The sequence below is a fragment of the Pantoea sp. Fr-CA_6 genome, from assembly GCF_024520895.1.
Taxonomy (GTDB): domain Bacteria; phylum Pseudomonadota; class Gammaproteobacteria; order Enterobacterales; family Enterobacteriaceae; genus Pantoea; species Pantoea agglomerans.
This window is the reverse complement of the sequence record NZ_JALNPO010000003.1, coordinates 82,572-95,693: the sequence shown is the minus strand read 5'-3', so window position 1 is coordinate 95,693 and position 13,122 is coordinate 82,572. Positions and strand designations below refer to the sequence as shown.

Below are 13,122 nucleotides of genomic sequence, written 5' to 3'. Positions count from 1 at the left end.
TTCAGTTGATATTAATCGCATTGAGTGATTAGCCTGAGCACAATATCCCCGACCGACTGCGGCAACGTCGCCACGGTCGACGCAATAATCATAGCAATACTGGCGTGACAGGGAGCTGACATGCAGCCACATTCCACTGAAATTCTCACCGCTGACTGTTGTATCGTCGGCGGTGGCCCGGCCGGATTAATGCTGGGTTATCTGTTCGCCCGCGCAGGCCTGCGCGTGGTGGTGATCGAAAAGCACGCCGATTTTCTCCACGATTTTCGCGGTGACACCATCCATCCCTCGACGCTGGAAATTATGCACCAGCTCGGTCTGCTGGAATCTTTCCTGACGCTGCCGCATCAGCGTGCTGAAAAGCTGGAGGCGGAAATCGGCGGACAGAGTATTACGATGGCCGATTTCTCACGGCTGCCGGTTCAGTGCCGTTTTATCGCCTTTATGCCGCAGTGGGATTTCCTGAACTATATGGCTGAACAGAGCGCCCGGTATTCGGGCTTCAGCCTGCTGCAGTCGACCTCTTTTGAGTCGCTGAATGTTGAAAATGGCAAGGTCAGTGGTGTGATCGCTTCCCGCGGGAATCAGCAACTGCACATCCGCTGTAAACTGGTGGTCGGTGCAGATGGCCGCCATTCACGCGTACGCGAAGCGGCGGGACTGACCGGACAGGAATTCGGCGCAGCACGCGATGTCATCTGGTTCCGCTTAAGTAAACAGCCGCAGGATCCCGATCTGGGTATGGGGCATAAAGGGCCACGCCAGAACTTTATTGTTATCGATCGCGGCGACTACTGGCAGTGCGGACTGACTATTCCGAAAGGGGAGTTTAAAGCGAAACAGGCCGCCGGACTCGACGCATTTAAAGCGGAAGTTGCCGCACTGTCGCCGTTCGGGCCTGCGCGCATGGCGGAAATCGAGAGCTGGGAGGCGTTCAAACTGTTGTCGATACGTATCGACCGCCTGGACAAGTGGGCGAAGCCCGGGGTTCTCTGCATTGGTGATGCGGCGCATGCCATGTCGCCGATTGGTGGGGTTGGCGTAAATCTGGCGATTCAGGATGCGGTAGCGACGGCGAATCTTTTGACCGATCCTCTGAAGCGGGGAGAACTGCAGCTGCGCGACCTGGAAAAAGTGCAGAAGCGCCGTCAGTTCCCTACCGTCGCCACACAGTTTTTGCAGATCAAAATGAGCCGCAGTAAAGCAAAAAGAAAACCTACGGGAAGCAGCAAGGTTCCCGCGATTATCCAGCGCCTGCCGTTTCTGCGTTTTGTACTGGGACGCCTGATCGGTCTGGGCTTCAGGACGGAGTCGCCGCAGGTTGCGCGCATGAAAGAAGAGCGTTAAATGATTTCGACAGCGATCAGATATCATGCGACACTGTTTCACTGTGAAAGTACTGTCAGATTGAGCCGCTATTTATCTGATAATTGGGCGCTAATTGAGCATTCCTGAGCTAAATTATTTTCGATTTTTGCGCCTGCATAGGAGAGGTTTCAGTGCATAACGAGCAAAATGGCAGCGACGTAAAACGTCTGAGTGCGATCAAGGCACTTTTGTCCCCGGATGAAGCCCGGGATAAGGTGCTGGAAAGATTCGTTAATCTCGCCAGCCAGGTGCTGGGTATTTCTGGCAGCTTCATTTCAATTATTGACGATCATAACCAATATATTAAAGCGTCCCGCAACTTCGATCTTAAGCAATCGACCCGTGATGAATCTCTTTGCCGCCACGTCATTGATGGTGAGGGACATCTGGTGGTGTATGACACCTTACTGGATGAGCGCTTTGTCACGCACCCGTTTGTGAAAGGCGATCCGCATATTCGTTTCTACGCCGGTGTCTCGCTGCAGAACCTCGACGGCGCGGTGCTGGGCACGCTCTGCGTCACCGACACCCAGCCACATCCCTTTACGGATGAGAAACTCGCTACGCTGCGCTCACTGGCTACGCTGGTCACCTCATTTCTGGATGCCTGGAACAATGCGGGTTTTGCCGACGTCATTACGCACCTGCCGAATCGCCCACGTCTGATTCGTGATATTCAGCAGCTGACCCTTGTCGCACCACAGAGCCGCTTTCGCCTGATTCTTATCGACTGCCTCGACATCATTCGCGCCTATGAGCTTTCCCGTGCGGTGGGCATTGCGCCGATGGAGAAACTGCTAAAGCAGATGGCGCAGGATGTCGCTCACCGGCTCAATCTTCCGGAGAATGAAACGCTCTATACTTTCGCTCCAGGCCGTTTTGCCATTGTTCAGCCCTACTCGGGTCGTTATACCGCACATAACATGATCGACCTGTTTAAGGGCATGAAGGCCGATCTGGCGGAAAATATCACGCTCGACCTGGATGTCTTTACCGGTGAAACAGAGTTTGTACCGGGCCAGATGGATGCCAATGAAACGGTGCGTCAGGCCGTGAGCGCGCTGCATGAGGCGGTGGATGAGAACATCAGTGCAATGTGTTTTGAAGAGAGTTACGACTCGCGGCGCACCGATGACTTTATGATCATGAACGATCTGGCTCAGGCGCTGAATAAAGACGAAGAGCTTTACCTGGCCTGGCAGCCTAAAGTGTGTCTCAAAAGCGGTAAAACGGTCGGGCTGGAGGCGCTGATCCGCTGGAATCATCCTGAGCGGGGCGAGCTTTTCCCTTCAGAATTCATTCCGTTAGCGGGTAAAACCAACCTGATTTCCGATCTGACCAACTGGGTTATCGATCACACCATTGAGCAGCTTGCGCGCTGGGATCGCGAATACGATCTGATTCCGGTTTCGATCAACGTCAGCGAACGCGACTTCGCAAAGCCCGATTTTGCCGATCGGCTGGTGGCAAAATTAGCGGCGGCTCAGTTACCCAATTCTATTCTGGGCATTGAGTGTCTGGAGAATGAACTGATCACCAAAACCAATGTGGCGATCAGCGGGCTGGAAGCGCTGAAATCACACGGCTTTGTGATCTCACTGGATGATTTCGGCACCGGCTACAGCAACATCAGCTATCTGCAGGATATCCCGCTGGATGTGATCAAGATCGACCGATCCCTGATCTCGCGTATGGGTGAAGATGATGCATCAAAAATCATCGTCAGATGCATTATTCAGATGCTGAAAGAGCTGAACTACACCGTGCTGGCCGAAGGCGTTGAGACGGAAGCCACCCTGACGTTGCTGAAAACTTACGGTTGCGATCAAATCCAGGGCTACTTCTTTTCAAAACCGCTGCCAGCCAGCGATATTGAACACTGGCTTTATCAGAAGTGATGCCAGGCAAATGGCCCGCAGCGATCGTTGCGGGCTCTCTTATTACTCACTGCCGGTGGCGTAGCGCTCAACCGGCGTGATGCTTTTAATCAGCTTGTTATCAAACAGAAATTGCTCGTAAGCCTGATAGCGTGCGCGATCCAGTTTTGCCGGATCGGCAGCGAACAGCGGCAGGGTAGCACGCCATGCCTGATGATTCAGCGGCGTGTTCAGCTCCGGATGCGCGCGGGCAAAAGCCTGCCAGCTCTCCTCCGGGTGCGCCTGCAACTGCGCATTACCCTTCTTCAGTGCCCGCAAAAACTTTTTGATTTTCTCCGAGTGTGCCTCATCACGGTTGGCGACGATGATCAGTTCGTCATAGGCCGGAACACCATAATCCTCGACGTTGAAGACTACCGGGTTTTTACCGTGCTGTTTCATCTCAAGCGCTTCGATATTGCGATAGCCGCCGATAACGGCATCCACCTGCCCGGTCATCAGGGCACTGGTGAGCTGGAAATTGACGTTAACCAGCTTAACCTGATCGGCCTTAACGCCATCATGGTTCAGCATGGTCGCCAGCGTCGCCTGTTCAATGCCGCTGACCGAATAGCCGATACGTTTCCCTTTTAAATCGGCTGGTTTTTTTACCGTTTCGTCTAACGTCATCAGCGTATTCAGCGGACTGTTAATCAACGTCCCCACCCGCATCAAGGGCAATCCCTGATCGGCGAAGAAATGCAGCTGCGGCTGATAGGTTATCGCTAAGTCCGCCTGCTTTGCTGCCACCAGACGCGGCGGCAGCGCCGGATCGGAAGGCGGCACAATGTTAACCTCCAGCCCTTCTGCCGCAAACGCGCCGGTCTGCTGGGCCACCATAATTGGCGCATGATCGGGATTGATATACCAGTCGAGCACCAGAGTCAGTTTCTCCATCGCCTGAGCCTGTGTGGCTAAGGTGGCGCTGAACAGCAGGGTAAACAGAGGCATTTTTGTCATGGGTTGTCTCATTGGTTTAGTCATTAATGTGTCTCGGGTGCCCAGGTAATCAGGCGGCGCAGCAGGATGTCGAGGGTCAGCCACAGGGCCAGCGTCATCAGCACCAGAATAAACAAGGCGGCGAAACAGAGGTCGCTCTGCATCCGGGCGTTAGCATTCAGCATCACGTAGCCCAGCCCTTCGGCCGAGCCGACCCATTCACCGATGATTGCGCCTATTGGCGCGACGGCTGCCGCCATCCGCAATCCTGAGCCCAGAGCGGGCAGCGCGGCTAACAGCCGGACATGGCGCAGTTGCGCTGCAGGTGATGCGCCCAGCGTGCGGGCCAGATCGAGATAGCCGGGGGTGACGCGACGCAGGCCATCAAAAAAGGCGGAGGTCACCGGGAAGAAGATTACCAGGACGGCCATCGCGACTTTGGCGCCCATGCCGAAACCAAACCAGAGCACCAGCAGCGGCGCCAGGGCAAAAACCGGAATCGCCTGGCTGGTGATCACCAGCGGCATCATCCAGCGCTGCAGCCACGGCGAAAAGGTCATGCCCAGCGCCAGCACACTCCCCAGCAGCACGCCGAGGGCCATGCCGCTGACGATCTCGGTCAGGGTAATCAAAGTGTGATGGCCGAGATAACCTGCGTTTTGCCACAGTGCGATGGCGACCGCAGCGGGTGAGGGCAGCAGAAAGGCCGGAACCGAAGTCAGTGTGGCGAGCCACCACAGCGCAATCAGTCCGGCAAACAGCATCACTCCACGGTGAAGACCGGCAAAACCTTTGTGTAATCTCATCCCGCTATCCTGCTCAGCTGCTTCAGCAATGCGGCCTGACTCTGCAATACCTGTATGTCGTCTGCAGCCCGCGGTGGCTGATCCGGCAGGGGCGGGCAGGTTTCAATTCCCGCAGAATCGATCACCAGCATGTGGTGACTGAGCCGACAGGCTTCAGCGGCGTCATGGGTAATCAGCAGCACGGTGTGTCCGACCAGCACTTCTGCGGCCAGCGTCTGAATCTGAGCGCGGGTGAGGGCATCCAGTGCGGAGAAGGGCTCATCCATCAGCACAACGGGCTGGCGGGTGTAAAGGGTGCGGGCCAGCGCGGCGCGCTGACGCATCCCGCCGGAAAGTGTCGCGGGTCGCGCGTTCGCAGAGTGGCTCAGACCTACCCGCATCAGCAGATGCTGCGCCCAGTCGCGATCGGCCCTTTCACCTTTCAGGCGACTGGCGAGACAGACATTTTGTTCAACCGTCAGCCACGGATAGAGCAGATCCTGTTGCCCCATCCAGGCGATGCGTCCGGTCAGTGGCAGGCCGTCGCTGCCGCTGACCTGCCCGGCGGTGGGTGGCGTCAGACCAGCAATGACCCGCATCAGGCTGCTTTTTCCGACGCCGCTGGCACCCAGTAAAGCGGTAAAAGCACCGCCCGCGATCTCCAGATCAAGCTGGCTGAAGAGTGGCTGCTGGCCATAATTCAGGCTGAGCTGGCGAATTGAAATGCCTGGCGGCACCGGATGGCACGGCAGGTTCATGAGTTGATCCGCTGGGCGGCAGCATGGTTGAGACCCATCTGCCAGAAAGCGGCTTCCAGCCGGGTTGCAGTGGTAAAAATCTCCGCCAGCGGGTTAAACCGGTGTTCACCGGCGCGCTGCCGGGCCAGGGTTTCAAACAGTGAAAGTGAGGAGCGAACGCCAGCCAGATACGCTTCGTCGCCGTAATTTTCTATCCATGCCGCGTAAGGATTTCCCTCAAAGCGGGTCGCGGGATCATGCAGTAGTGTCAGGCCAATCTCAGCGTAACCGGCAACGCACGGCATCAGCGCGGTCAGCAGCTCCAGCGCATCCCCGGCGTGACCCACGTCCAGCACGTAGCGGGTGTAGTTGAGCGTTTCCACGGCTTCGGGTTCACTCGCCATAGCCGCCTCGCTGATGCCCCATTGCTGGCAGTAAGCCTGGTGAAGTGGCAGTTCGCTGACGATGGCGTTAAGCGATGCCGTTGCGCTGCGTAAGGCTTCTGGCTCGGAAAGTTTGCTGATCAGCAGGCCCCAGGCACGGGCGAAGTGCAACAGAAACAGATAATCCTGGGTGAGATAGTGGCGGAAGGCGGCGGGTGGCAGGGTGCCCTGACCGAGTTGCCGCACAAAATCGTGCCCGATATAGGCGTGCCATTGACTGCCCGCCTGCTGGCGCAGACGACCATAAAAGCCGGTGTCGAAAAGCGGATGTGACATAGGATCTCCAGTAACAGGGAGATCCGGGCATACGGTCTGGAACAGGGAATGTTGCAGGAGATGACGCAGAAAATCTGCCGACCCGTCCCTTCGCTGGCATGACCCAGATCAGGTTCAAAGGGTTCGGCTTACGCCATCTCAGCCCATTACAGGACACCCCTCGGAGACATTGGTTATACGATAATTACTGCCGGAGTACAACGGCAGAAATAAGCGTTCTGTTCCGGCGTTGTTGTCGCGCCAGTAACAGCATGACGATAGAATTTAAGTGACGTTGTCACTCAAGATCCGCGCCATTACTGGCGATGACTTTTTTGTACCACCAGAAGGATTTCTTCCGCGTGCGCGCCAGCGTGCCGTTACCCAGGTCGTCGCGATCCACATAGACAAATCCGTAGCGCTTGCTCATTTCACCCGTTGAGGCGGCAACCAGATCGATACAGCCCCAGCTGGTGTAGCCCATCACTGGCACGCCATCCTCAATTGCGTCGCCCATGGCGCGGATATGTTCGCGCAGATAGCTGATGCGGTAATCATCGTTGATCTCGCCATTTGATTCGATCTCATCGCGCGCGCCCAGGCCATTCTCCACCAGAAACAGCGGCTTCTGATAGCGGTCAAACATCATATTCATCGTGATGCGTAAGCCGAGCGGATCGATACCCCAGCCCCACTCACTGCGCGGTACATGCGGATTGGTCAGGGATTTCACCACATTGGCGGCGCTGCTGTTCTGCTCGTTCATCTCTGCCGAGGCGCAACGTGAGGCGTAATAGCTGAACGAGACAAAATCGACGCTGTTTTTCAGAATGTCGGCATCGCCGTCAGCGATCTCAAGCGTCACACCTTTTTCACGGAACACGCGCGCGGCGTAGGCCGGATAGGCCCCACGCGCCTGCACATCAATAAAGAACAGGTTTTCGCGATCCTTTTCCAGCGCAGCCCAGACATCTTCCGGCTTGCTCGACCAGGGATAGAAGTTGCCGCCTGCCAGCATGCAGCCGACCTGGTTCATCGGATTTACTTCATGCGCGATGCGCGTTACCAGCGCGCTGGCGACCAGTTCATGATGGGCCGCCTGATACTTTACCTGATCCTTGTTCTCACCGGGTTCGAACACCAGACCGGCGCCGGAAAAGGGGCTGTGCAGCAGAATATTAATCTCATTGAAGGTCAGCCAGTATTTCACCAGGCCATCAAACGCCTCAAAGCAGCTGCGGGCATAGCGGGCAAAAAAGTCGACCATTTTGCGATTGCGCCACGAGCCATATTCAGTCACCAGATGCATCGGCACATCAAAGTGACAGAGCGTGACCAGCGGTTCGATATTATATTTCCGGCACTCCTCAAAGACCGCGCGGTAAAAGGCGATGCCTTGCGGATTGGGCGTCAGTTCATCGCCATTGGGATAGAGACGGCTCCACGCAATCGACGTGCGGAACACGCTGAACCCCATCTCCGCCATCAGCGCAATGTCTTCCGGATAGCGGTGATAAAAATCGATGGCTTCATGGCTGGGATAAAATTCATCGTCACGCAGGGTAAAACGCTTTTCCAGACCGAGTTTAACCGGCATACGGTGCAGGCCATGTGGAATCATGTCGACGGTGGTTAAGCCCTTTCCGCCTTCACGAAAGCCGCCTTCACTCTGGTTGGCGGCCAGTGCGCCGCCCCATAAAAATCCTTGCGGAAACCTTGAATCAGACATGCAATCCTCTTTTCCGGGTCAGCGTGACCCTTTCCTTTAGTGGCTATTAATCGCGTTAGCGCGTTCGGTAACGGGCGCAGGTTGCGTTGCGCTTTCGGGTGCGGTTTTGATTTCGGGTTCGGTTTCAGGAATATCTTCAAAACCTAACAGCAGCGTCAGCACAAATGACAGCACCACAGACAACACCATGACCGCACCGACCCAGACAATACTCATGGGATTGGTGGGATCGAAGAACTGTACGCTGGTAAACAGGCCGGGAGAGGCCATGGAGTGGCTGGCCAGCCCGCCAATGCCCGCTACCGCGCCGCAGATAAAACCACTGATCAGACAGGCGATCAGCGGTCGTTTTAAGCGGACCGCAACGCCATACAGCGCCGGTTCTGAAATGCCGGCAATAATCGCTGATGCCGCCGCTGCCAGCGCGGTCTGGCGCAGTTCACGGTTTTTGGTCCGGAACGCCACCGCCAGCGACGATCCCCCCAGCGAGAGGTTGGCACCAATCTCTGACGGCATCACCATGCCCTCTTTGCCGGTTTCGGCAATGGTCTGGATGATGGTGGGGGTGAACACCCGATGCATCCCGGTCATCACCAGCAGCGGCCAGATTGCGCCCATAATCGCGACGGAAAGCCAGCCAAGATAGCCATGCACGGTGTAGACCAGCGCGGAGATGCCGCTGCCGATCCAGATACCAATCGGACCAATCAGCACAATCGCGATGGGTGCCGCAATCAGCACAATCAGCATCGGTTTCAGGAAGTTTTTAGTGACGGCAGGGGTAATACGATCCACGCCGCGCTCGATGTGCGACAGGATCCAGGTCATCACCAGCGCCGGGATCACCGTATAGGTATATTTCACCGCGGTCACCGGGATGTAAGCAAATTCCACCGCCTGACCCTGTGCCGCTTTCGCCATCAGTTCAACAAAGTTGGGATGAACCAGTACACCGGCAATGGCAATCGCCAGCGACATGTTCGTTTTGAATTTCAGCGCCGCAGAGGCGGCCACCATGATCGGCAGGAAGAAGAATGCGCCATCGCCAATCACGTTGAGGATGACCAGCGTTGATGAGCCTTTCTCAAACACGCCCGCCATATCCAGGATCATCGCCAGCAGCTTAACCATTGACCCGCCAATAATGGCCGGAATCAGCGGCGACATGGTGCCCACCAGCGCATCAAGAATCCCTGCACCGATGCCTCGCAGCGTGATTTTACGTTTCATGGGTGCAGCCGATGTCGCTGCGGGCGAGCCCAGCTCCAGCACCGCCTGATAAGCCTGTGAAACGTTGTTACCAATGATCACCTGGCACTGAGTGTCGTTGTGCACCACGCCCATAACACCATTGATCGCCTTGAGCCGGGGATAGTCGACCTGAGCTTCATCTTTCAACACAAACCGCAGGCGGGTCATGCAGTGGGTTACGGCTTCGATATTGGTGAGGCCGCCTAGCGCATCGACGATGGCGCGTGACACCTCGGCATAATTTCTGGGCATGATCGCTCTTCTCTGTAGGGTAAATCGGTTAAAGTTTTTATGTTTTTGCGCCTGCGGGCAGGCAAATAGGAAACCGGTTTCACAAAATCATGAAGTGCTTTCACAGCGCCGACAAGTGCCAAAAGCATCAAGATCTCTTTTTTGTGAACTCCATCACCTGATGCTGCCAGGTAACTTCGCGCAAGGGCGGGGTAAATATTTCCAACATTGAGAGGCTTAGGTAGACTGCAGGACGACGCAGCAAAGGAGCATCACCATGGCAACGATTCAGGAAGTGGCAAACAGGGCGGGCGTCTCAAAAGCGACAGTGTCACGTGTGCTCTCGGGCAATGGCTATGTCGGGCAGGAAAAGCGTGAAAAAGTACTGAAGGCGATTGCCGAAACCGGATACCGGCCCAATCTGCTGGCGCGCAACCTGGCGACAAAAACGTCTCAGACCATTGGACTGGTGATCACCAATACGCTCTACAGCGGCAGCTACTTCACTGAACTAATGGCACACTCCGCGCGCATACTGGAACAGCAGGGCCGCCAGCTGATTCTGGCGGACGGCAAACACACCGCTGAGCAGGAAGAGGCGGCGATTCAGTTTCTGCTCGATCTGCGCTGTGACGGCATCATTATCTATCCGCGCTTCCTGAGCATTGACGCACTGGATGCGATTATCTCCCGGCACAAACAGCCGATACTGGTGATCAACCGGCGGCTGCGCGTCAACCATAGCTACTGCATTTACAGCGATCAGCACGCCAGCAGCGCCACGGCGGTGAGCTATCTGCTGAATCAGGGGCATCGCGAGATCGCGTTTATCACCGGTTCGCTCGATTCGCCGACCGGCGTCGAGCGACTTTCCGGCTATCACGCTGCGCTGGCCGCACAGGGCATTGAAGCCGATTCCCGGCGAATCGTGACCGGTAAATGGACGGCGCAGAGCGGTATGGCGGCCGTGGACATGCTGCTGGAACGCAGGGTGACATTCAGCGCGCTGGTGGCGAGTAATGATGAGATGGCGATTGGTGCCATCAAGCGTCTGACTGAATGCAACATCGCGGTACCCGGGCAGGTTTCGGTGATTGGCTTCGATGATATTCCGCTGGCGCCCTTCATCACGCCGTCGTTATCCAGCATGAAACTGCCGGTCACCGAGATGATCGATGAGACGATTAACCGCCTGCTGACCATGCTGGATGGCGGAGACTGGCATACTCAGGCACCTTTCACGGCCAGCCTGATGCTGCGGGACTCCGTTACTAAAGGCCCCGGCCGTTCTGCTTAACCTGCGGCGATCTGTATCACCTCTATCGCCTGTTCCCTGAGCTGCGCTACCGTCGCCGCATCCAGCGTCTCATCGGTAATCACGTGCCCGACCTGAAAACCGGATGAAAGCGGATAGGGGTGAATCTGACCAAACTTGGAGGCGTCGGTCAGGGCATAGCTCTCAGCGCCTTTCGCCAGCACGGCATCCACCACATCACAGCGCAGCATGTTGCGGCCAGTAAAACCAGTTTCGGGATGCCAGCCATCCACGCCAACAAATGCCCGATGAAAATGAACCTGCTGGATGGAATACCGCGTCAGCGGGCCGACTACCGACTCACTGCTTTTCTGAAGCAGACCACCGAGCACAATCACCTCACAGGTGGCTTCCCGAAGAAGCTGGGCAATATAGTGACTGACGGTAATCAGCGTAAGATCGGCGCGGTCAGCCAGCGCACGCGCCAGCAGCGCATTGGTGCTGCCGCCTTCGATGAACACCGATTCACCCGCCTGAACCAGGCTGGCCGCATGTCGTGCCAGCGCCTGCTTAGTGAGATAGCGGGTATTCATGCGGGTGCCGACGTTATCGCTGTCCAGCGCCAGCGCGGAACCGTGAACCCGCCGCAGCAACCGGTCGCGTTCCAGCAGTGTGAGATCCTGACGCACCGTCACTTCAGAAACCCCGGTAAGCTGCGCCAGTTCGCTGACCGTTACGCTGCCCCGGCTATTAACCAGTTGAATAATCTGATGATGTCGCGGGTTCATAATTGCGTTTCGCAGAAAAAAAGAAGCTCCAGTGTAACAGGGATATCCCGCGCTGGTGTACAACGCGGGATTGGGATCAGGACAAATCCAGCGACCGGCGTCCGTTAAGATTGAGATCCTGCAGCGTAAAACGCTGGTCCCACTCTGTTTCATAATCTTCTGGCGGAAAATCTCCCGGCGAACGTCCCTGCTCCAGGGCCTGTGCAACCCGCCGGGCATAGGCGCGGTTTTTGTCACACATAGGTGCAGCGGGGATATACATCACATTGCCCCAGCCCTGCTGATCTTCAACCGGTGCAACGGCGTGGATCACATCACAGTGCCACCATACCGAATCGCCCGCCTCTAAGGCCGGTATCGAACAGAGTCCTGCAATCAGGTGCGGATGCCACTGTTCATTAACGGGCAACACCCGGCCCGGCGCGACGCCGCACAGTTCATCTTCAGGTACGTCTGAAAGCAGCGGGCGCAGCAGAACATAGGCCATCGCCTGCGGCACCGGCACCACGTGCAGCAGGCCCTGACCGTGGATCATATCGGAGAGTGCGGTCCAGCCCTGAAAGGTCCGGAACACGGAACATTTGGTGGTACCCGGCAGATCATACTCATCCACTTCGGTGCGGTGAGCTGCATCCCAGGGGTCGTAAGCGGCAAAATCACCGTGAAACAGCTTACTGAAAACCTGCTGATACGCGGGGAGTAACCAGCGTTCCAGCGCGCCGGAATCGGTATGGGCGCCTAATCCTTTCGAGGTGGTGCCCGGCAAGCGGCGACGGATGCGATCGGGATAGATAACGCTGACATCCGGGTCAAACCACTGCTTGCCCTGTGATTCAGACTTCCATAACCGGTTCAGAAAAGATTGCGCGTCAGCCATTGCCGCGCTCTGCCGCGCCTGCATTTGCGCCTGTGACCAGTAAATCGGATAGATTTCGGGGCGGGAGGCGGCCAGCGATCCAAAAAAGTCATCGCCGGGGCCGCGATAGTGTTCGTCAAACCGGTTGTGATCCAGATAGTCGAGCATCGACTTATCCCATGCCAGCGCCTGCTCACGCGCGAAGTGCTGCTTAATTACCACACAGCCGCGACGTTTAATCAGCGCCCGGGTTTCATCCGAAACCTTTCCCGCTGCAATGTCCTGCATGGGCACTACCGGCCAGGCACTGCCCGTGCGCTTTTCATCTGCTTTTGCTTCAGCAATCGCAGCAGTGATGTTGTCGCAAACCTGACGGAAAAGGGCATCGACATCACCAATCTGTTGACGTAACTGCTGTTTCATCTCGCGAATAGCGGTTTTGACGTCGTCAGGTAAAGGGGTTGATCGGGAATCTTCACGCATCTCGTGCTCCTGAATATCTGGGGGTTGAGTTACGAATGTAATTAAAATAACCTTCATTCGTAATATTCGACTGAGGTTAACATCCT

11 protein-coding genes and 1 riboswitch are annotated in these 13,122 nt (G+C 56.3%); of the genes, 3 read left to right on the top strand and 8 right to left on the bottom strand.

What is annotated here, in order from left to right; translation table 11 throughout:
* Positions 1–120: 120 nt before the first annotated feature.
* Both NR201_RS06440 and NR201_RS06435 read left to right on the top strand, forming a co-directional pair.
* A complete protein-coding gene (locus NR201_RS06440) occupies positions 121–1,347 on the top strand; it encodes an FAD-dependent oxidoreductase (RefSeq protein ID WP_256849526.1) in 1,227 nt (408 codons plus the stop codon).
* Positions 1,348–1,499: 152 nt separating this feature from the next.
* The gene (locus NR201_RS06435) at positions 1,500–3,266 is read left to right on the top strand and encodes an EAL domain-containing protein (RefSeq protein ID WP_033760659.1); all 1,767 of its coding nucleotides are present in this window, start codon (positions 1,500–1,502) and stop codon (positions 3,264–3,266) included.
* Positions 3,267–3,308: 42 nt separating this feature from the next.
* Here NR201_RS06435 and NR201_RS06430 read toward each other — a convergent pair whose 3' ends face one another.
* The 6 genes from NR201_RS06430 to ascF form a co-directional block, all read right to left on the bottom strand.
* Positions 3,309–4,244 (bottom strand): ABC transporter substrate-binding protein, encoded by a 936-nt coding sequence (locus NR201_RS06430; protein WP_010246971.1) that lies wholly within the window; start codon positions 4,242–4,244, stop codon positions 3,309–3,311.
* Positions 4,245–4,267: 23 nt separating this feature from the next.
* Positions 4,268–5,029 carry an ABC transporter permease gene (locus tag NR201_RS06425; RefSeq protein ID WP_010246973.1) on the bottom strand — a complete coding sequence of 254 codons (762 nt, stop codon included), beginning with the start codon at positions 5,027–5,029 and terminating at the stop codon, positions 4,268–4,270.
* Positions 5,026–5,766 carry an ABC transporter ATP-binding protein gene (locus NR201_RS06420; protein ID WP_256849525.1) on the bottom strand — a complete coding sequence of 247 codons (741 nt, stop codon included), beginning with the start codon at positions 5,764–5,766 and terminating at the stop codon, positions 5,026–5,028. The genes NR201_RS06425 and NR201_RS06420 overlap by 4 nt, the downstream gene beginning before the upstream one ends.
* Positions 5,763–6,464, bottom strand: coding sequence for a TenA family protein (locus tag NR201_RS06415; protein WP_256849524.1), 702 nt, complete (start codon positions 6,462–6,464; stop codon positions 5,763–5,765). The genes NR201_RS06420 and NR201_RS06415 overlap by 4 nt, the downstream gene beginning before the upstream one ends.
* 68 nt (positions 6,465–6,532) lie before the next feature.
* Positions 6,533–6,635, bottom strand: a riboswitch (TPP riboswitch).
* 106 nt (positions 6,636–6,741) lie between these two features.
* Positions 6,742–8,172: a 6-phospho-beta-glucosidase gene (locus NR201_RS06410; protein ID WP_122889425.1), complete on the bottom strand. Its 1,431-nt coding sequence runs from the start codon at positions 8,170–8,172 to the stop codon at positions 6,742–6,744.
* Between the two features lie 36 nt (positions 8,173–8,208).
* Positions 8,209–9,675 carry a PTS cellobiose/arbutin/salicin transporter subunit IIBC gene (gene ascF / locus NR201_RS06405; protein ID WP_256849523.1) on the bottom strand — a complete coding sequence of 489 codons (1,467 nt, stop codon included), beginning with the start codon at positions 9,673–9,675 and terminating at the stop codon, positions 8,209–8,211.
* Between the two features lie 256 nt (positions 9,676–9,931).
* Between ascF and NR201_RS06400 the strand changes: the two genes are divergently transcribed.
* Complete coding sequence (locus NR201_RS06400; protein ID WP_256849522.1) at positions 9,932–10,951, top strand: LacI family DNA-binding transcriptional regulator; 1,020 nt, start codon at positions 9,932–9,934, stop codon at positions 10,949–10,951.
* Here NR201_RS06400 and NR201_RS06395 read toward each other — a convergent pair.
* Together NR201_RS06395 and NR201_RS06390 are read right to left on the bottom strand one after the other, a co-directional pair.
* Entirely contained in the window at positions 10,948–11,697 is a 750-nt protein-coding gene (locus tag NR201_RS06395) for a DNA-binding transcriptional regulator YciT (RefSeq protein ID WP_158149835.1), read from the bottom strand. The genes NR201_RS06400 and NR201_RS06395 overlap by 4 nt on opposite strands.
* A gap of 76 nt (positions 11,698–11,773) precedes the next feature.
* On the bottom strand, positions 11,774–13,036 hold the full coding sequence (locus NR201_RS06390) for a DUF1479 domain-containing protein (protein WP_256849521.1): 1,263 nt from the start codon (positions 13,034–13,036) through the stop codon (positions 11,774–11,776).
* Positions 13,037–13,122 lie beyond the last annotated feature (86 nt).

Excerpts from the sequence above, each read along its gene's own strand:
- NR201_RS06425 (WP_010246973.1), bottom strand. The coding sequence starts at position 5,029 with ATGAGATTACACAAAGGTTTTGCCGGTCTTCACCGTGGAGTGATGCTG.
- NR201_RS06395 (WP_158149835.1), bottom strand. The coding sequence starts at position 11,697 with ATGAACCCGCGACATCATCAGATTATTCAACTGGTTAATAGCCGGGGC.
- NR201_RS06410 (WP_122889425.1), bottom strand. The coding sequence starts at position 8,172 with ATGTCTGATTCAAGGTTTCCGCAAGGATTTTTATGGGGCGGCGCACTG.
- ascF (WP_256849523.1), bottom strand. The coding sequence starts at position 9,675 with ATGCCCAGAAATTATGCCGAGGTGTCACGCGCCATCGTCGATGCGCTA.
- NR201_RS06440 (WP_256849526.1), top strand. The coding sequence starts at position 121 with ATGCAGCCACATTCCACTGAAATTCTCACCGCTGACTGTTGTATCGTC.
- NR201_RS06415 (WP_256849524.1), bottom strand. The coding sequence starts at position 6,464 with ATGTCACATCCGCTTTTCGACACCGGCTTTTATGGTCGTCTGCGCCAG.
- NR201_RS06430 (WP_010246971.1), bottom strand. The coding sequence starts at position 4,244 with ATGACAAAAATGCCTCTGTTTACCCTGCTGTTCAGCGCCACCTTAGCC.
- NR201_RS06400 (WP_256849522.1), top strand. The coding sequence starts at position 9,932 with ATGGCAACGATTCAGGAAGTGGCAAACAGGGCGGGCGTCTCAAAAGCG.
- NR201_RS06390 (WP_256849521.1), bottom strand. The coding sequence starts at position 13,036 with ATGCGTGAAGATTCCCGATCAACCCCTTTACCTGACGACGTCAAAACC.
- NR201_RS06420 (WP_256849525.1), bottom strand. The coding sequence starts at position 5,766 with ATGAACCTGCCGTGCCATCCGGTGCCGCCAGGCATTTCAATTCGCCAG.